Below are 17978 nucleotides of genomic sequence, written 5' to 3'. Positions count from 1 at the left end.
GCCCGACAATTCCTCATGACTTGTCAGTGCATCCCAACTCGTATGGATCGCCGGGCCACCGGCTGCAACTTGGTGGCACCGCGTCGGTAACAAGCCGAACGGGCGCCATGCCCTAACTGTTACAGACGACAACGGACCCCTCCATGACAACTGCTCTGCGCCTCGCCATAGATATTGGCGGCACGTTTACCGATTCCGTCCTCGTTTCAGGCAATGAGACGATACTGGCTTCGACCAAAACCCTGACCACTCACCAAAATCCGGCCGAAGGCGCAATGGAAGGGGCGCTGCGCGTCACGCAAAGCGCGGGACGGTCCCTGGCCGAGGTGACCGGCTTCATCCACGGCACCACACTGGCCACGAACGCTCTGATCGAGCGGCGCGGGGCCACCGTGGCAACCGTCGCGACTGAAGGCTTCCGCGATATCCTCGAAATCGCCTACGAACGGCGCTATGCGCAATACGATATCAAACTGGAAAAGCCCGACCTACTTGTCCCGCGTGAGCGCTCTCTGACCGTTCGAGAGCGAATGTCCGCGACCGGTGAGGTTCTGATCGAACTGGAAGAAGGCGCTATTGACGCGCTTCTGGCTGAAATCGACGCCAGCGGGGCAGATGCGGTTGCGATTTGCCTCATGCATGCTTACGCGAACCCCACGCATGAACGTCGGTTGCGCGATGCTCTTGCCAAACGACGCCCTGATCTGACCGTGTCGATCTCATCCGATGTCAGCCCCGAGGCGCGCGAGTTTGACCGTCTCTGCACTACGGTTGCCAACGCCTATATCCAACCGTTGATGGAGACCTATCTGACCCGCTTCGTCAAAAAGTTCGAAGCCGAAGGGGTCACCTGCCCAATCCTGATGATGACCGCAGGTGGCGGGATGTGTACCGTGCAGACGGCCATGCGTTTCCCGATCCGGCTGGTCGAAAGTGGCCCTGCCGGAGGGGCTATTCTCGCCGCGCACATCGCCGCTCGGGCCGGGTTGGATCAGGTTTTGTCCTTCGACATGGGTGGCACGACTGCCAAGCTCTGCCTGATCGACAATGCCCGACCCCAAACCTCGCGGCAGTTCGAAATCGCACGGGCCGCGCGGTTCATCAAGGGCTCGGGCATGCCGGTACGTATCCCCGTGATCGAGATGATCGAAATCGGCGCGGGCGGAGGTTCCATCGCCGGGGTGGACCGGCTGGGCCGTCTGACCGTTGGGCCAAAATCGGCTGGCTCGGAACCCGGCCCAGTGGCTTTTGGGCGCGGCGGGACCGAGCCGACTGTGACCGACAGCGATATCACTCTGGGCTACATCGTGCCCGACACTTTTGCCGAAGGATTCATCAAGATCGACCCCAAGGCGTCAAACGGCGCGTTGCAACGCGTGATTGGCACGGCGTTTGAAACCGACGCGACAGGGGCCGCTGATGGGGTCAGCCGCATCGTGGATGAAAGCATGGCCAGCGCCGGGCGGATGCATGCGGTGGAATCGGGCAAAGACCTCGGGGCCCGCACCATGATCGCTTTTGGCGGCAACGGCCCTCTCCATGCCAGCCGCGTGGCCCGATCTGCGGGTGTCAGCCGGATCGTGGTGCCCCCAAATCCCGGTGTTGGCTCGGCGGTAGGGTTCCTGTTTGCACCTGTGTCGTTTGAGATCGTGCGCTCGTACTATTCTCTACTGGGTACGTTGGATTTCACGGCGATCAACGGCCTTTTTGACGATATGATCGCCGAGGCCAGCGCCGTTGTTACCCAAGGTGCCGGAGATGCACCGACCGAAATCCGACGCTCAGCCTTCATGCGCTACAGCGGTCAGGGGCATGAGATTGAGATTTCGCTGCCCGACCGCACACTTACCCCCGAAGACCTCGCCCCGCTGACCGAAGCGTTTGAAACGGAGTACCGCAAGCAATTCTCGCGCCCCGTTCCGGGCATGCAGATCGAGATACTGAACTGGGCTGTGCAAGTCGCGACTCCGGACGCTGTCGTTCCCGAACTGCTTGCCAGCCCGGCGGTGACCACGATGACGCCTTCAGAAACCCGACCCATCATTTGTGATGTAGACGGGCAGAGGAAACAGGCTTGTTTTGTGGCTCGTGCCAATCTCAACCCCGGCGACCACATCTGCGGCCCCGCGCTGATCCATGAACCACAGACGACGACGCTCGTCTCAGCCGATTTTTCGGCCCATGTGGATGCCATCGGAAACCTCGTCCTGATCCGGAACCAGAAAGGAGGCACGCAATGACCCCTGCCCGACTACAAGTGATGTGGAACCGGCTGCTGGCGGTTGTCGAGGAACAGGGCCAAACCCTGATCCGCGCCGCCTTTAGCCCGATCGTGCGCGAATGCGGCGACATTTCTGCCGGGATTTTCGACGTGAACGGCCGGATGCTAGCGCAAGCCGTCACTGGCACGCCGGGCCATATCAACACCATGGCCGAAGCCGTTCAGCACTTGCGCACCGCCTTCCCGGTTCAGACGATGAAACCCGGCGACATCTATATGACGAACGATCCATGGCTCGCCTCGGGTCACTTGAACGACTTCCTTTTGATGATGCCCGCGTTCAAGGATGGCAAGGTCGTCGGCTTCACTTCATGCACCTCGCATCTGGTTGACCTAGGCGGGCTGGGCATGGGGCCTGAGGGTTCGGACATTTACGACGAGGGCCTGCTGATCCCGCCCTGCAAATTGGTCGAGGAAGGCACGCCGAACGCCCTTCTACTGGACATCATCCGCGCCAACAGCCGTGAACCGGTGGCTAATGAGGGCGATATCTACGCCTTGATCGCCTGCTGTGAGGCTGGGGTGAACCGGCTGGTGTCTATGATGGAGGAATTCGGCATCGACGATCTGGACGCACTGGGGGCCTACATCATCGAGACCTCACGCCGGGGCACTCTGGCCGCCATCGCCGAGGTGCCTACTGGCGTCTATAAGAACGTCCTGAAGATGGACGGCTATGAGAATGAACTGGAACTGCACGCCACCCTGACCGTCACCGCCGACGGGATGCATGTGGATTTCACTGGCACCTCCGGCTGTTCGCGCAAGGGCATCAACGTGCCGCTGAACTATGCCACTGCCTATACCGTTTTTGCCCTGCGCTGCATTGTCGGGTCGGACATTCCCAACAATGCAGGCTCTCTGGAGCCGTTCACTGTCGATGGTCCCAAGGGCTGCATCCTGAATGCGCAGCGGCCGGTGCCCGTCGCGATGCGCCATACGCTGGGTCAGGTGACCCCTGATTTGGTTCTGGGCTGCCTGCATCAGGCCCTACCCGATCAGGTCCCGGCCGAGGGCGCATCCTGTATGTTCGACCTGCCCATGCGCCATGCACCTGAGGTCGCCCGTGACGGAGGCCGCGAATTCGCGGTGGAGCCCGTGCATAACGGCGGCACGGGCGCGCGGCCTCATGCGGATGGGTTGTCGGCAACGGCCTACCCTTCGGGCGTGTTCGGCAGCCAGGTGGAGATCACCGAAAGCGTCGCCCCCGTCACGATCTGGCGGCGCGAGCTTCGGCCAGACTCGGGCGGTGCGGGCAAGTACCGCGGCGGGTTGGGGCAGCGGATCGAGATGACCTCGGCCAACGGCGCGCCCTTCATAGTCTTCCTTTCGGTCGAACGGCTGAAATTCCCCGCGCTTGGTCGGATGGGTGGCCAACCTGGAGCGCCCGGACGCATCCGGTTCCGCGACAGCGACGCTGACATCCCCGGCAAGGGCGAGCTTCGGGTTGAAGACGGCGACTACCTGATCTTTGAAACCCCCGGAGGGGGCGGCTTCGGCGACCCGACAGACAGGAATCCTGACGCGCTGGCACTTGATCTCAAGCGTGGTCTGATCAGCGCCGAAGGGGCCAAAGCATACGGAGGAGGCTCATGATCCGGCCCGTCCCTCATGTTGGCGCCATGGCCGCCTATGCGCTGGCCGATCTTGGCGGTCCTCAGACGATTTCACTGGCCCAGAACGAAAGCGCTTTTGCCGCCAGCCCTGCCGCAATTGCCGCCGGACACGCGGCGATGGCCGACATGCCACTCTATCCTGATCCGGAATGGCCGGACCTCCGCGCAGCGATAGCCGAGGTGCATAGGCTGGACCCGAGCAACATCCTTTGCGGCGCGGGATCGATGGAGCTGATCGGTTGCCTGATCCGCGCCTATGCCGGGCAAGGGGACCGCGTGCTGGGTACAGACTACGGCTACGCCTTTGTTGCCTCAGCGACCGCGCAGGTGCAGGCGGATTATGTCAAGGCGCGTGAGGTCGACCTGACTGTTTCGGTGGATGGCATTCTGAGCGCAGTCACTCCAGAAACCCGCATCGTCTTCGTCTGCAATCCGGGCAACCCGACCGGAACGGTGATCCCGAACACGGAAATTCTGCGCCTACGGACCAGCCTTCCCAAGAATGTTCTGCTGGTCGTCGATCAAGCCTACGCCGAGTTCTCGGATGCCGAACATGAACCGGCAGAGATATTCGCTATGATTCAGCGCGGCGATACGGTCATCACCCGAACGTTTTCCAAAGCCTATGGGCTGGCGGGCGCTCGGGTCGGATGGGCCTATGCTCCGCAGGATATTGCAGCAGAACTGCGCAAGTTGTTGAATCCCAACAATGTCTCGATCCCCTCGCAGGCTGCAGCTGCCGCTGCAATGCGTGATCAGACGCACATGCGAGAGGTTGTGGCAACAACTGCCCAAATCCGCGATGAGTTCACCGAAGATTGCCGCGCTTTGGGGTTAACCGTCCTGCAAAGCCACACAAATTTCGTCTTACTGCGTTTTGCTGCAGTTGATCAGGCGCTGCGGGCCGATGCTGCTTTGCGCGCAGAACACCTGCTGATGCGCGGGATGGGCGGTTATGGCCTGGGCGATTGCCTCCGCGCCACGATTTGCACACCAGACGTGATGAACCGCGCCCGCGATGTGCTGAAAGGAGTGCTGACATGACCGAGACCCGAACCGCGGCCAAGATCGGCGTTCTGGTGCCTTTCACCAATACAAATCTGGAGCCGGATCTGGCATTGATGCGCCCGCCCAACACCACGCTGCATTTCCAGCGCATGGGCGGGTATGACGTGGACGAAATCCCCGGCTCGGATCAGATGGCTGGTCTGGGCGCGTCGGATATCAGCCATGATTTGCGGATGATTTCTGGCGTGCGGCCCGACATCGTTCTTTACGGCTGCACCTCGGCCACGCTGACCCACGGCCCATCTTTCGACGCCGAGTTGGCCGAACAGATCAAATCCGGTGCCAATGCCAAATCAGTCACAGCGGCCGGTGCTCTGATCGCCGGCATTCAGGCGCTGGCGGCCCGCAAAGTCGGCTTTTCGTCGCCCTATCTGGGCGAGATCAATACGCAGGCCATGGCGTTCATGGCCCAAAACGGGATCGAAACGGTCAAATGCGCCGATGTCGGCCGCGAATTGGGCAATTACGGTCAGGGAGAATTGACCCCGGGCGAAGTCTTCGACCTGGCCTGCCAGGCCGACCACCCACAGGCCGAGGCGATCGTTCTGAGTTGCACCGATATGCGGTCCGTTGAGGCCATCGAACGGATTGAAGCCGCGCTAGGCAAACCCGTTGTCACATCCAATCAGGCGATGATGTTCTACTTGCTGCGCGAACTTGGCCTACCACGGCATCAGGGGCTACCGGGGCGATTGTTCGACTGTGTTTGAGGGGCTAGGACCCGGACGGAGCGTCATAGATCAACGCCCCAAGATCCGAGAATGCCGATGCCGAATCTCTCAACCCCAGTATCGTGTCGCGTATGGACGTGGCCCTTGTTTCGCCGAGCGACGGCACCGCGAACTCCATGAATTTTGCGACCACTTCGGCTTGATCCATCGGGGCCTCGGGGCCGCCGCGCGCATGGACGTCGCCAGTTTCCAGCACCCGCCCGTCGTGCAAGCGGATCGTAACATCGGCGATGCGACACTCGGGGAACCGAGCCGAATGGCGCGCGTCTTCGGCAACGGAAATACGTTCCAACAAAGACGCCACCAAAGGATCAGACAGACCCGCGCCCGAGATATGCTCAACCCCGATCCGCCCATAGGCCATCATCACTGCCACCGCAAATGGCAGCGAATACTGCGCCTTTGAGGTGTCGTCGGGCATGCCCTGAAACAAGCAGGCGCTCTCGCGGAAGGTATTGACCTGCACCGAGTCGATATCTTCATGGCTCAGGTCATGGTCGCGCATGAGCTGACGGACAGCGTCGATCGCAGCGTGTGCCCAACGGCAGATCGGGTAAGGTTTCACATATTGATGCTGCATCTGCCAGAACTGGCCAAGGTCCTGCCAATGGATCGTGACCTCTTCGGCTTCGATTGTGATCGCCGGCGCGCCGGTAAAGCCTTTCTCGGCCAAAACCGCCGCAGACACACCGACCAAAGCCCCCCAGCCCGATCCGTCATGCAGCATTGTGGGGTTGGCGATCTCGCGCATCATCTGGCTGCGGGGGCCGTGATATTCAGCGATGCCCATGGCCTGCCGCAATTGGTCCACTCCCAACCCACGCAACCGAGCCGCGACGGCCACGACGCCCAAGGCGTTCCATGCCCCTGACGTGTGATAGTCGCTGACTGTATCATGCAGAGAAATCCCGGCGCGCCCAGCGACCTCATACCCGATGGTGACAGCGGTCAGAGCTTCGGGACCCGAGAAGTCCGGCAACGTTTCCGCCAGCGCACAAAGCGCCGGGACAACAACGACACCGATATGCCCTTTGGTCGGGTTATACCCGTCATGCCCATCCAGATTGTCAGTCTGCGTTGCGGCAGCATAGGCAGACCCTGCGGCGCTGACCCGGCGGCCATCAAACAGCATCCGCGCGCTGAGCGCCTGATCACCTGCCCCGTAGAGCGCAAAAGCGGTTTCTCTGGCGATACTCCCAGCCGCCATAGGACCTGACGCTATCGTAATGCCCAGCGTGTCGAGCAGCATTAACGCGGCGGCGTCAAGCGTCGCATCGGGGATATCCTCGGGTGTTATACCTAGGGTAAAATCAGCAACTCTTTGGAAGGTATCTGTCACGGCCTGCTCCTAGCTCAACACCTCTCAAGGCAGGTTAGGAGGTTTCGAATGGGATGGCACGAAAACAATTGAGAACGAACGGTCCGGCGTTCTAGTGTCGGACCGCCCCATGTTTAAGGTCAGAGGGTTACTGCCCCATCGGATCAACCAGCTTGTTCAACACACGGTCTTTTGTGACCTGACCGATGATCGCCCCGTTCTCGATCACGCCAACCGGTGCGTTGTTCTGGTCAAAGCCCTGAATGACGTCGCGAATATCCGTATCCGCATCAACCGAGCGGTCCGGCGTGCCGGTCGCAGGCTCCATCACATCCCGCGCGCGCAAAACGCCCAGAGGGTTCATATGCGCAACGAAATCGGCTACATACTCGTCCTCGGGTTTTGAGTAGATCTCGGACGGGGTGCCGCATTGCACGATGCGACCGCCCTCCATAATGGCGATGCGATTGCCGATCTTGAAGGCCTCATCAAGGTCATGGGACACAAAGATGATCGTGCGTTTCAGCTTTTCCTGAAGGCGCAGCAGCTCATCCTGCAGCTTGGTCCGGATCAGCGGATCGAGGGCCGAGAACGGCTCATCCATCAACAGGATCGGTGCCTGAGTGGAAAAGGCTCGGGCCAGACCGACGCGTTGTTGCATACCGCCCGAAAGCTCTCCGACCTTACGGTCGGCCCAGTCAGACAGACCGACCAGAGCGAGCTGTTCATCGGTGCGCTGCAACCTCTCAGTGCGGGACATGCCCGACAGCTCCAGCCCTAGCCAAACGTTTTCACGAACCGTGCGCCACGGCAGCAGTCCGAATTGCTGGAACACCATCGCAATATGGTTCTGACGCACCCGGCGCAGGGTGCGGGCGTCGGCGTTGGTAACATCCACCATCTCCGATCCGTCCGAGACCCGCACCGCGCCGCGGATCACCGGGTTCAACCCGTTCACTGCCCGCAGCAACGTGGATTTGCCCGAACCAGACAGCCCCATCAGCACCAGCGTTTCGCCCTCATGCACGGTCAGCGAGCAATTGTGGACGCCCAGCACTTGCCCGCAGGCCTCTTTCACCGTTGCGCGGTCTTTGCCCTCGTCCATGAAGGGCAACGCGCTTTTGGGGTCGTTGCCGAACGCGATTGAAACATTGTCAAATTCAACTGCGGTCATGGATCAATGCTCCACTCTGAGGACGCGATCGAGGATGATCGCCACAACAACGATGACAAAGCCGGATTCGAAACCAAGGGCCGTGTTCACCTGATTGAGCGCCCGCACGACCGGCACACCCAAGCCGTCAGCGCCAACCAGAGCGGCGATGACAACCATCGACAGCGACAACATGATGGTCTGGTTCAGCCCTGTCATGATCTGCGGCAGCGCGTAAGGCAGTTCGACCTTCCACAGGGTCTGGGATTTGGTCGCACCAAAGGCCTCGGCCGCTTCAAGCAGAGGGGTCGGGGTTGAGGACACACCCAGATGGGTCAGGCGGATCGGAGCGGGCAAAACGAAAATCACGGTCGCGATCAGGCCCGGCACCATGCCGATACCAAAGAACACGATCGCGGGGATCAGATAGACGAAGGTCGGCAGGGTTTGCATCAGGTCCAGCACCGGCCGCATCGCCACGTAAAGCTTGGGCCTGTGCGCCGCCGCGATGCCAATAGGCACGCCAATCGCCATACAGACCAGACAGGAGGATAGAACCAGAGTCAGGCTTTCCGTCGTTTCTTCCCAATAACCCTGATTGAGAATGAACAGGAACCCCAGCGCCACGAACAGGCAAACCTTCCAATTGCGCTGCAACAGCCACGTGATACCCACGAAGACGCCCACAACGATCAAAGGATGCGGGGTTTGCAGCACCCACAATATGCCATCAATCAGCGCCTCAAGAACCCAGGACAACCAATCGAAAAATGGCTCCCCTATCTCTTGGAGCCATTCAAAAACCGCTCGGGCCGTCTTGCCGACGGGTATCTTGTTGTCGGTCAGCCAATCCATCTGTCTGCCTTTCAGAGTATTCCGGGCCTGAGATCAGGCCACAAAAAAGCCCTCCGCCACAGACGCGCGGCGAAGGGCGTTTAAGGTTATTGACCCAGTGCTGCGCTTACTGCGGCGACTGCGTCACCACCGTCGCGGGTCGTGACACCGTCCAGCCATGGGGTATAGGCATCCGGGTTGGCTTTCAGCCATGCGCTGGCTGCGTCCGCCGGATCTTCGCCACCATCCAGAATCGCGGCCATGATCTCGTTTTCCATTGCCAGCGAGAATTCCAGGTTGTTCAGTAGCGCGCCAACATTCGGGCACTCTTCTGCATAGCCTTTGCGGGTGTTGGTGAACACGGTCGCGCCGCCGAAGTTGGGGCCAAAGAACTCATCGCCACCGGTCAGGTAGGACATCTCGAAATTGGCGTTCATTGGATGGGGTTCCCAACCCAGGAACACGATCGGATCGCCCTTGCGCGAAGCGCGGTCCACCTGCGCCAGCATGCCTTGCTCGGAGCTTTCAGCGACTTCGAAACCAGAGAGGCCAAACGAATCGCCATCGATCATGGATTGAATCAGACGGTTGCCGTCATTGCCCGGCTCGATTCCGAAGATTTTGCCGTCCAGAGCATCGGAGTGTGTTGAAATATCAGCGAAATCCTTGATGCCCAGCTCGGCGGCTGCAGCGTTGACGGCCAGAGTGTACTTGGCGCCTTCCAGGTTCGCGCGCACTGTTTCAACCGTTCCCGCCTCGCGATACGGCGCGATATCGCCTTCCATGGTCGGCATCCAGTTGCCCAGGAACACGTCGATATCGCCTTCAGCCATCGAAGTGTAAGTCACTGGAACGGAAAGGATCTTGATCTCGGTATCATAGCCCAGAGCGTCAAGAATCGTTGTCGTTGCGGCAGTGGTCGCCGTGATATCGGTCCAGCCGACATCCGAGAATACGACCTCGTCGCAATTGGCCAATGCCGCCCCGGCAGATGCCAGAATGGCAAGGGTTGAAATGGTTGTTAGGGCTTTCACTGGAGCCTCCCTGTTTTTTTGATTGACTGGTTAGTTAGGAAAAATAAATGGCACATAGTCAAGTCTAATTGTTCACATGCAGCCGGATTCAGGCAACAGTTTCTGTCGCACGCTGAACAATTCATGGATTAGGTGGCATGGATTTCGGTTTGGCTGCGTGCGGTTTGTGGCGCAGGTTTGAGTTGCAGACGCCCCATGGGGCAGGCGTGTCCTAATTCAATATGACACAAGCATGCAATCCGTTAGCAGGCCTACCCGGGAACCGTTGGGCGCAGCTACTTAGGTGTTGCGGCCCCATCAAAGACGGAGCCGCGGAGAGGCGTCAGACCCCCAGTTTTGCTTAATTGCCCTTCCAGACAGGATCACGCTTCTCCGCAAACGCGCGCGCGCCTTCCATCTGGTCCTCACTGGCATAGAGAGTATCGACGCTGCGCAGCTGCCTTTTGGTAATTCGGTTCATGGCGTCCTGAAACTTGCTGTCTTCAGCATCGCGAACAACCTCTTTGATCGCGGCATAAACCAGCGGTGGGCCCGAGGCCAACAGGCGGGCGAGTTCCCACGCGCGATCCATCAGTTGATCCGCGGCCACGATCTCATTCACCAAACCCCAGCGGTTGGCTTCCTCCGCGTCGAACCAGCGGCCCGTCAGCAGCAGCTCCATCGCGATGTGGTACGGGATGCGTTTTGGTAATTTGACGCTGGCCGCATCCGCCACGGTGCCCGAGCGGATTTCCGGCAGGGCAAAACTCGCATGGTTTGCGGCGAGGATCATGTCGGCCGACAGCGCAAGCTCCAACCCTCCCCCGCAGGCAATGCCGTTTACAGCTGCGATGACGGGTTTATTCATGTCGCGCAATTCCTGCAGACCGCCAAAACCGCCAACGCCATAGTCCCCATCGACCGCATCTCCATCGGCTGCGGCTTTCAGGTCCCATCCGGGGCAAAAGAACTTCTTTCCGGCACCTGTCAGGATCGCGACGCGCAGGTCCGGGTCGTCGCGGAACTCGGCAAAGACGTCGCCCATGATGCGGCTGGTGGCAAGATCAATGGCATTGGCCTTGGGCCGGTCCAATGTGACCTCAAGGATCGCGCCGTCGCGGCGGGTTTTGATCGGGTCCATATCTCAGGCCTTTCTGATGAGGGCATCCACGGCCACCGCCTTGTCGGGCGTGCAGAGGAGCGGGTTAATTTCGACCTCGCCAAGCGTGTCGGCGTTTCGCATGACATAGGCCTGAACGGCCTCAACAGCGGCCACGATGGCATCCATATCAGCCGCCGGTTGACCACGATAGCCTGCCAGAAGCGGTGCAATCTTCAATTTACCCAAGGCGTTGCGGATGTCATCAGCAGAACTGGGCGCCAGCAAGGAGGCGGTATCGCACAGCACTTCGGTCAGAACACCGCCTGCACCCAGGGTCAGGACAAACCCGTGTGCTGGATCGCGCACCACGCCTACAAGAAGCTCGGCCACTGTTCCGGTGATCATCTCTTCGATCAGAATTTCAGGGGTGCCGATATCTGCGGCGACGTCGGCCACGTCTTCGGCAAGAACACCCAATCGCACAGCCGCGTGTTCTGACTTATGAGCCAGCCCCACGCCCTTGACCGCAAATGGCGCGTCCATGTCCTGAGCGGCAGCGCGCGCCTGGTCGGCACCTGCGACTGTGCGGTTCTGCGGGATGCGCAGTCCACACTCGGCCAGAACGCGTTTGGACTCGCCTTCGGTGAGTGTCCTTTTGGCCTCAGCCGTTCCGGGCAATGTGACCGGTTTGTCCGAAGGGTCTGTGATCTGGCCTGCCGCTTCGGTTGCGGCAAGAGCTTCGCGCAGCCCCATGAAGGGCACCACGCCGCCGTCCATAAGCTCTTGCGCTACATCTTCGGGCATCAACTCGGGCAAAGTCGCGGCAACAGCAAATCGCGCGCCGGTCTCCGCACGCACTTTCATCGCAGCACGAGAGGCGTAGGCCCAGTCGCTCGCATCCGTGGTCGGATAGTCGAGGATCGAGAACGTCAGATCGATGTCGTCTCCCGTCATCCCAGCCCAGGCTTTCGCCATCGCCGCTTCATCGCGCCAGATATAAGTGTGGTAGTCCAGCGGATTATTCAGCGCCACCATCGGACCGAGTGCCTCTCGCAGGCGGGCTTTCTGACCGTCGCTTAGGCGGGGGAAGGACAACCCAGTTCCAACGGCCATGTCCGCGATCAGGCTGGCCTCACCCCCGGAACAGCTTATCGAGGCGATGTTGCTGCCTGAAAACGGGCCATAGCAATGCAGCAGTTTCAGCGTCTCCAGAAAATCAGGCAACGCCGATAGGCGTGGGATGCCGAGCCGCTCCAAAAGGGCCTGCGCACCTGCGTCGCTTCCCGCCAGAGAGGCGGTATGCGACACGGTCGCGGCCTGAGCCTGTTCGGACGCGCCGACCTTGAGCGACACCAGAGGGATACCTTTGGAGTGGGCCTTCTGGGCCAGTGCCTCCCATTCGCGGATGTCCTTGAAGCCTTCGATATGCAAACCAACGGCACTCACACGCGGATCGTCCAGCAAGGCCGAAGCGATCTGCGCCTGACTGGTTTGCGCCATGTTCCCACAGGTCACCATATAGGCGATGGGCAGCGCGCGTTTCTGCATGGTCAGGTTGATCGAAATATTCGAACTTTGCGTCAGGATCGCCACGCCAGAGTCGACCGGCTTGGCCCCGTGTTGGTCGGGCCATAGCAAAGCCCCGTCCAACGCGTTGATGAAACCATAGCAATTGGGTCCCAGAATGGGCATGTCGCCCGCAGCTGCGACCAGTTGTGCCTGCAGATCGCCGCCTGTGTCATCCTCGGCCACGGCCTCGGAAAAACCTGACGCAAAACACACCGCACCACCGGCGCCAGTGGCAGAAAGGATGCGAACCGCCTCAATCGTGGCATGGCGGTTGATGCCGATGAAAACGGCGTCAGGCGATGCTGGCAGGTCTTCGAGACTGGCATAGGCCCTATGGCCAGAGATCTCGGTCGCTTTGGGATGAACAGGCCAGATCTGTCCCGCATAGCCCATACGTTCAGACTGTAGAATGACCTGCTGACACCAAGCACCACCGCCGATCACAGCGATGGAGTTAGGGCGCAAAAGCCGGGTGAGGTCTTTGGTCATCGTCAGGCGCCCAACGGACGCAGAAGATCACGGCTGATGATATGGCGTTGGATTTCGCTGGTGCCATCCCAGATCCGCTCAACCCGTGCGTCGCGCCAGAAGCGTTCGATCGGGAAGTCGTCCATCAGACCCATGCCGCCATAGATTTGCAGCGTCGCGTCGGTGACCCGCGCCAACATTTCCGAGGCATAGAGCTTGGCCGAGGCGATTTCGCGGTTCGAAGGCAGGTTTTCGTCCAAGCGCCAGGCAGCCGACAGAGTTAACCAGTCCGCGGCATCAATCTCAGTGATCATATCGGCGATCTGGAACCCAATGCCCTGGAATTTACCGATGGGCTGGCCAAACTGTTTGCGCTCGGCAGCATAGTTAAGCGCATAGTCGAAACAACGCCGTGCCCGACCAACCGAGAAGGCCGCAACCGTCAAACGAGTCGCGTAGAGCCACTCGTTCATGACCTCGAAACCACCATCGACCTCGCCCAGAACCTGCGCGTCTGGCAGGCGGCAATTGTCGAAGTAGAGGATGTAGTTCTTGTAACCCTTGTGGCTGACCGAGTTATACCCCTCGCGCACCTCAAACCCGGGCGTTCCGCGATCCACCAGGAAGGTTGTGATACGCTTTTTAGGTCCTTTTGGTGTCTCATCCACGCCTGTCGCAATGAAGACGATGAAGAAATCCGCGTGTTCTGCGCCCGAGATGAAGTGTTTGGAACCGTTGATGACCCAATCGCCCCCATCCTTCACAGCCTGACACTTCATGCCCCTGACGTCCGAGCCCGCATCGGGTTCGGTCATCGCCAGCGCATCCATCCTTTCGCCACGCACAGCAGGCAGCAAATAGCGTTCGCGCTGTTCTTCGTTGCAGGCCATCAGAATGTTCTGCGGACGACCAAAGAAATGGGTCAGAGCCATCGATCCCCGGCCCAACTCGCGCTCGACCAGCGTAAAATCTAGATGCGAAAGGCCTGCGCCGCCAACCTCTTCGGGAAAGTTGCAGGCATAAAAACCCAGATCGATGCATTTCTGTTTGATCTCTTCGCCCAGCTCATGCGGCACCTGACCGGTGCGCTCAACCTCGGCCTCATGTGGGTAGATTTCGTTTTCGACAAAACTACGGACTGTCGAGACGATCATGTCCTGTTCTTCGGTCAGACCAAACTGCATGGCGCGATATCCTTGGATAGGTGATTGACGCAGGAAACGAGATTCCTCATGGTCACGGCATGCAGTTTTCGCCTCCTGGCGTGCAGAGTTGGTAAAATTTTGAGTCACAGATTTAACATTCTGCTGTTCGATGGATTCTCGAACCACTGCCTCGCCAACATGGTCGAGCCTCTGCGGGCGGCCAACACTCTGTCCCGGCAGTCTTTGTATGATTGGCGGTTCTGTTCCGTGGACGGCGAATCTGTCCACAGCTCCAGCGGGCTTGCGGTGACGCCGGATGCCGCCCTGACCGACCAGCGAGGAGATGCTCTGGTCGTGATGCCCTCCTACGGGTTCTTGCAATTGGGCACGCCCTCGACCCTGCGCGCCCTGCTGGCGGCTGCAAAAAGGCACGCGCAGGTGGCCGGACTGGATACCGGCAGCTGGTTGATGGCGCAGGCCGGGTTGCTGGATGGGTACCGCGCGACGATTCACTGGGACGAGCTTTCTCGATTTGAAGAAGCCTTTCCCGCCGTGGACGTGGTGCAAGAGCGCTACGTCGTTGATGGCGTGCGTCTGACCTGTTCCGGGGCGATGGCGGCGTTTGATCTAGCGCTTGCGCTTGTCCGCAAGGATCACGGCCCACTGTTGTCGATGGAGGTCGCCCATCTGTTTATGAGCCGCGGTCGAAGCGACCACTATGCCTTACCGATGCAAACCGAAGACACTCTGGTGAATCGCGCTCTGGCCATCATGCAGGCAAACCTTGAAACACCGCTGTCGATCACGCAGGTCGCGCGCAAAGCGGGCTGCACTCAGAAACGGCTGGAAATGCGCGTTCAGGCGGACCTGAAAACCACACCCCAAGCGCTCTATCGTCGGTTGCGTCTGAACCTTGCGCGCAGGCTGACCGAAGAGACCGAGCAATCCATCGCCGAAATCGCCGGCCGGTCGGGCTACGAAAATACCAGTGCTATGACTCGCGCCTTCAAGGCGGAGTTCGGGCAGACCCCCTCGGCCTTCCGCAACAGGGTGTAGTGGGACAGCGCCGCCCCAAGACGGCGCTGCTCTTTTGTCAGACGCTTAACGCGAGAGAACGCGCAGACGACTTTCAAATTCACCTCGATCCACATAGCAGCCGTGCAGGTGACGGTGACCTGTGTTGGGGTCGAAGGCCGACCGTCCATGCAGCACACGGCGGTTGTCAAAGACCACCATTTCGCCACCCCTCAGCTTGAGTTGAAGCAAGTATTTGGGGTCGCGTGTCATCGCCATGAACTTCTGATAGGCGCGGTAGTAACACGGCATCAGAGCGGGCTTGATATCAAGGAAATCCGCCAGATGCGCGTTGAAGCAGATCTCGATCACGTCGCCGTTTTCATCGCAGGTGATGACCCGTTTACGCGAGCGGATGTCCGTTTCTCCATCATGGAACCGGAACGGGATCGAGATGTCGCACAGGGCGTCAAAGGCATCGGGATCTTCTAGTTTCAGATCCTCTGCGACCGCATAGCCGTCGCAGAACAGTGACTCACCGCCCTCAGCCTCGTTGGCGAGACAATGCAGGAACTGGAACCCCGGAGGCAGTTCCTGATTGGTCAGGTCGGTGTGCAGCGGCAATGCAACCGGCGTATAGGCAAGGTTGTTCGGGTTGGGTTTAGACTTGACCTCGAAGGTCAGACCAAAATTGGTCTCGCGCAGAAACCCGATCCGGCGCGCGACGTCCATGCCAGCTTCGGTGGTATCGGCCAGATGGTCCACAATGCTCAGCCCGTATTGACGCGCTGCGATCAGCCAGTCCTTCAAAGCACTGTCTTGAGTCATAACCCCATCGGCATTCGCGCGCGGGATACCGGCGGGCAAAAGCTCGGCCCGCCATGTGACAAAACCGGTATCAGCCGGGTCAAAAGCAGGTTGGCCGGGGCGGCGATCGCGCAGCCAGTCCAGATCAAAACCGGTGGGTGCCTGATCCTCGGCCCAGACAACAAGCAGGCTGTTGTCGGACTGGAATGCCTGCACGGGTTTGATATCCAGCGCAATGGCGGTGAGGTCTGTGAGGCGCTCCTGCGTCTGCGGATGGAACCCTGCAGGGTCGTTTTCGCGCAGCCAGATGAACGGGAAATCCCCGGTCATATGGTCGGGCCAGGTGATACGCACATGTGTTTCGGCCAGTTCAACCTGAACCGGTTTCGAGAGAGTTTGAGTTGTCATGTTAATCTTTCGCGTTGAGTTGAAATTCGGGTTCAATCTCAGCGCTGGGATGGGGGCGGCCACCAATCATAGGCCTTCCTATAGGGATGCCCGGGTCGGCGGCCCAACGTCGCTGGTATTTCTAAGCTGGATGGCATGCGAACGTCTGGATTGGGGGCTATCTCTTTGCGAAGGCTTAAATTAATTTGCGGCGCAGTCAAACGGAAAACGTGCCGGCAAACTTAGAGCCTACGGCAAACTTCAACCCTGCTGTTTTGCTGAGCAAACCCTGCGGCACAAAGGTGTGAAAAGATTGACGCGCCGCCCGAAATACAGAACGGTATCACAAAATCCGACGCCCCGATCCTTGTGACGTGCCGGCGCGACAAACCAGCCTCAGTAGAGAGAGAAGACCATGCCCCAGACCGCAGACACAAACCGCCGCATCGTTCTGAACGAACGCCCCAAGGGGGAACCCGATGACAACACGCTGCGGCTTGAGACAACGGATATCCCTACTGCTGGTGCAGGAGAGATGTTGGTCCGCACCTGCTACCTGTCGCTGGACCCGTATATGCGCGGGCGGATGAATGACGCGAAGTCCTACGCCGAGCCAGTGGCGATTGGCGGGGTCATGACTGGACAGGTTGTGGGAGAGGTTGTGACCTCGAACCTCGACGGATTCGAAGCGGGTGACTATGTGCTGTCTGGTAGCGGTTGGCAGGATTATGCGATCTCGGACGGGACCGAGGTCATAAACATGGGCAAAGCACCGCAAAACCCGTCTTGGGCGTTAGGTATTCTGGGTATGCCCGGCTACACCGCTTATGCCGGGTTGCTACAGATCGGCGAACCCAAGCCCGGAGAAACCGTGGTCGTTGCCGCCGCATCCGGCCCGGTCGGAGCAACCGTGGGACAGATCGCTAAGATCAAAGGGTGCAGGGTCGTGGGCGTTGCGGGCGGAGCCGAAAAATGTGCGCATGTGGTGGAAAATCTGGGCTTCGACGCCTGTATCGACCACAAGGCTGCCGATTTCGCTGATCAATTGCGCGCCGCCTGCCCGGATGGGATTGACGTCTACTTCGAAAATGTTGGCGGCAAGGTGCTTTACGGTGTCCTGCCTTTGCTGAACGCTTTTGCGCGCATCCCGATCTGCGGCGTGGTCTCATGGTACAACCTGCCTGGCTTGCCGGACGGTCCGGATATGGGGCCTGCGATCATGGGCACGCTGCTGCGGATGAAGGTGAAGGCTCAGGGGTTCATCATCTTCGACAGCTTCCCGGCCTCACTCTACAAGGAGTTCGTCAGGGATATGACAGGCTGGATTCAGGACGGATCGGTCAAATATCGCGAGCACATGGTCGTGGGGCTGGAGGCCGCACCCGAAGCGCTAAACCAGCTGCTGCGCGGTGAGAATTTCGGCAAGATGGTGGTGAATGTCGGGGCCTGATTGCCCCGGCCAACATCCAGTT

14 protein-coding genes are annotated in these 17978 nt (G+C 59.7%); 6 read left to right on the top strand and 8 right to left on the bottom strand.

Annotated features, from left to right (window positions below; genetic code table 11):
• Positions 1-143 precede the first annotated feature (143 nt).
• Genes ACRZ95_RS11170 through ACRZ95_RS11155 form a run of 4 tightly spaced genes read left to right on the top strand, consistent with a single transcriptional unit; the run spans position 144 to position 5675 of the window.
• Positions 144-2240 (top strand): hydantoinase/oxoprolinase family protein, encoded by a 2097-nt coding sequence (locus ACRZ95_RS11170; RefSeq protein ID WP_170675866.1) that lies wholly within the window; start codon positions 144-146, stop codon positions 2238-2240.
• Positions 2237-3877, top strand: coding sequence for a hydantoinase B/oxoprolinase family protein (locus ACRZ95_RS11165; RefSeq protein WP_170675867.1), 1641 nt, complete (start codon positions 2237-2239; stop codon positions 3875-3877). Before ACRZ95_RS11170 ends, ACRZ95_RS11165 begins: the two co-directional genes overlap by 4 nt.
• Positions 3874-4941, top strand: a complete 1068-nt coding sequence (locus ACRZ95_RS11160; protein ID WP_170675868.1) for an aminotransferase class I/II-fold pyridoxal phosphate-dependent enzyme — start codon at positions 3874-3876, stop codon at positions 4939-4941. The genes ACRZ95_RS11165 and ACRZ95_RS11160 overlap by 4 nt, the downstream gene beginning before the upstream one ends.
• A complete protein-coding gene (locus ACRZ95_RS11155) occupies positions 4938-5675 on the top strand; it encodes an aspartate racemase/maleate isomerase family protein (protein WP_170675869.1) in 738 nt (245 codons plus the stop codon). The genes ACRZ95_RS11160 and ACRZ95_RS11155 overlap by 4 nt, the downstream gene beginning before the upstream one ends.
• A 4-nt stretch (positions 5676-5679) precedes the next feature.
• On the opposite strand, the gene ACRZ95_RS11150 is transcribed toward ACRZ95_RS11155, so the two are convergent.
• The 7 genes from ACRZ95_RS11150 to ACRZ95_RS11120 all read right to left on the bottom strand — a co-directional run bounded on the left by ACRZ95_RS11150 (position 5680) and on the right by ACRZ95_RS11120 (position 14337).
• Positions 5680-7035 (bottom strand): MmgE/PrpD family protein, encoded by a 1356-nt coding sequence (locus ACRZ95_RS11150; protein WP_170675870.1) that lies wholly within the window; start codon positions 7033-7035, stop codon positions 5680-5682.
• Between the two features lie 127 nt (positions 7036-7162).
• The gene (gene choV / locus ACRZ95_RS11145) at positions 7163-8188 is read right to left on the bottom strand and encodes a choline ABC transporter ATP-binding protein (RefSeq protein WP_170675871.1); all 1026 of its coding nucleotides are present in this window, start codon (positions 8186-8188) and stop codon (positions 7163-7165) included.
• A 3-nt stretch (positions 8189-8191) separates the two neighbouring features.
• Positions 8192-9022: a choline ABC transporter permease subunit gene (choW, locus tag ACRZ95_RS11140; RefSeq protein ID WP_170378502.1), complete on the bottom strand. Its 831-nt coding sequence runs from the start codon at positions 9020-9022 to the stop codon at positions 8192-8194.
• Positions 9023-9108: 86 nt separating this feature from the next.
• Entirely contained in the window at positions 9109-10035 is a 927-nt protein-coding gene (gene choX, locus ACRZ95_RS11135) for a choline ABC transporter substrate-binding protein (protein WP_170675872.1), read from the bottom strand.
• Between the two features lie 340 nt (positions 10036-10375).
• On the bottom strand, positions 10376-11155 hold the full coding sequence (locus ACRZ95_RS11130; protein WP_170675873.1) for a carnitinyl-CoA dehydratase: 780 nt from the start codon (positions 11153-11155) through the stop codon (positions 10376-10378).
• A 3-nt stretch (positions 11156-11158) separates the two neighbouring features.
• Positions 11159-13174, bottom strand: a complete 2016-nt coding sequence (locus ACRZ95_RS11125; protein WP_170675874.1) for an acetate--CoA ligase family protein — start codon at positions 13172-13174, stop codon at positions 11159-11161.
• Between the two features lie 2 nt (positions 13175-13176).
• Entirely contained in the window at positions 13177-14337 is a 1161-nt protein-coding gene (locus ACRZ95_RS11120) for an acyl-CoA dehydrogenase family protein (protein ID WP_170675875.1), read from the bottom strand.
• 99 nt (positions 14338-14436) lie between these two features.
• On the opposite strand from ACRZ95_RS11120, the gene ACRZ95_RS11115 reads away from it, so the two are divergent.
• The gene (locus ACRZ95_RS11115; RefSeq protein WP_480554940.1) at positions 14437-15354 is read left to right on the top strand and encodes a GlxA family transcriptional regulator; all 918 of its coding nucleotides are present in this window, start codon (positions 14437-14439) and stop codon (positions 15352-15354) included.
• Positions 15355-15399: 45 nt separating this feature from the next.
• Here ACRZ95_RS11115 and ACRZ95_RS11110 read toward each other — a convergent pair whose 3' ends face one another.
• Positions 15400-16449, bottom strand: a complete 1050-nt coding sequence (locus tag ACRZ95_RS11110; RefSeq protein WP_480554974.1) for a TauD/TfdA family dioxygenase — start codon at positions 16447-16449, stop codon at positions 15400-15402.
• 472 nt (positions 16450-16921) lie between these two features.
• Between ACRZ95_RS11110 and ACRZ95_RS11105 the strand changes: the two genes are divergently transcribed.
• The gene (locus tag ACRZ95_RS11105) at positions 16922-17956 is read left to right on the top strand and encodes an MDR family NADP-dependent oxidoreductase (RefSeq protein ID WP_170675878.1); all 1035 of its coding nucleotides are present in this window, start codon (positions 16922-16924) and stop codon (positions 17954-17956) included.
• Positions 17957-17978 lie beyond the last annotated feature (22 nt).

The sequence above is a fragment of the Ruegeria sp. AI3 genome (assembly GCF_056541245.1).
This window is presented reverse-complemented; position numbering and strand designations above follow the sequence as displayed.

Bases quoted from the DNA above. Each gene is read 5' to 3' on its own strand.
- ACRZ95_RS11120 (WP_170675875.1), bottom strand. From the start codon at position 14,337: ATGCAGTTTGGTCTGACCGAAGAACAGGACATGATCGTCTCGACAGTC.
- ACRZ95_RS11160 (WP_170675868.1), top strand. From the start codon at position 3,874: ATGATCCGGCCCGTCCCTCATGTTGGCGCCATGGCCGCCTATGCGCTG.
- ACRZ95_RS11105 (WP_170675878.1), top strand. From the start codon at position 16,922: ATGCCCCAGACCGCAGACACAAACCGCCGCATCGTTCTGAACGAACGC.
- ACRZ95_RS11125 (WP_170675874.1), bottom strand. From the start codon at position 13,174: ATGACCAAAGACCTCACCCGGCTTTTGCGCCCTAACTCCATCGCTGTG.
- ACRZ95_RS11170 (WP_170675866.1), top strand. From the start codon at position 144: ATGACAACTGCTCTGCGCCTCGCCATAGATATTGGCGGCACGTTTACC.
- ACRZ95_RS11110 (WP_480554974.1), bottom strand. From the start codon at position 16,449: ATGACCGGGGATTTCCCGTTCATCTGGCTGCGCGAAAACGACCCTGCA.
- ACRZ95_RS11165 (WP_170675867.1), top strand. From the start codon at position 2,237: ATGACCCCTGCCCGACTACAAGTGATGTGGAACCGGCTGCTGGCGGTT.
- choV (WP_170675871.1), bottom strand. From the start codon at position 8,188: ATGACCGCAGTTGAATTTGACAATGTTTCAATCGCGTTCGGCAACGAC.
- ACRZ95_RS11130 (WP_170675873.1), bottom strand. From the start codon at position 11,155: ATGGACCCGATCAAAACCCGCCGCGACGGCGCGATCCTTGAGGTCACA.
- choW (WP_170378502.1), bottom strand. From the start codon at position 9,022: ATGGATTGGCTGACCGACAACAAGATACCCGTCGGCAAGACGGCCCGA.
- ACRZ95_RS11155 (WP_170675869.1), top strand. From the start codon at position 4,938: ATGACCGAGACCCGAACCGCGGCCAAGATCGGCGTTCTGGTGCCTTTC.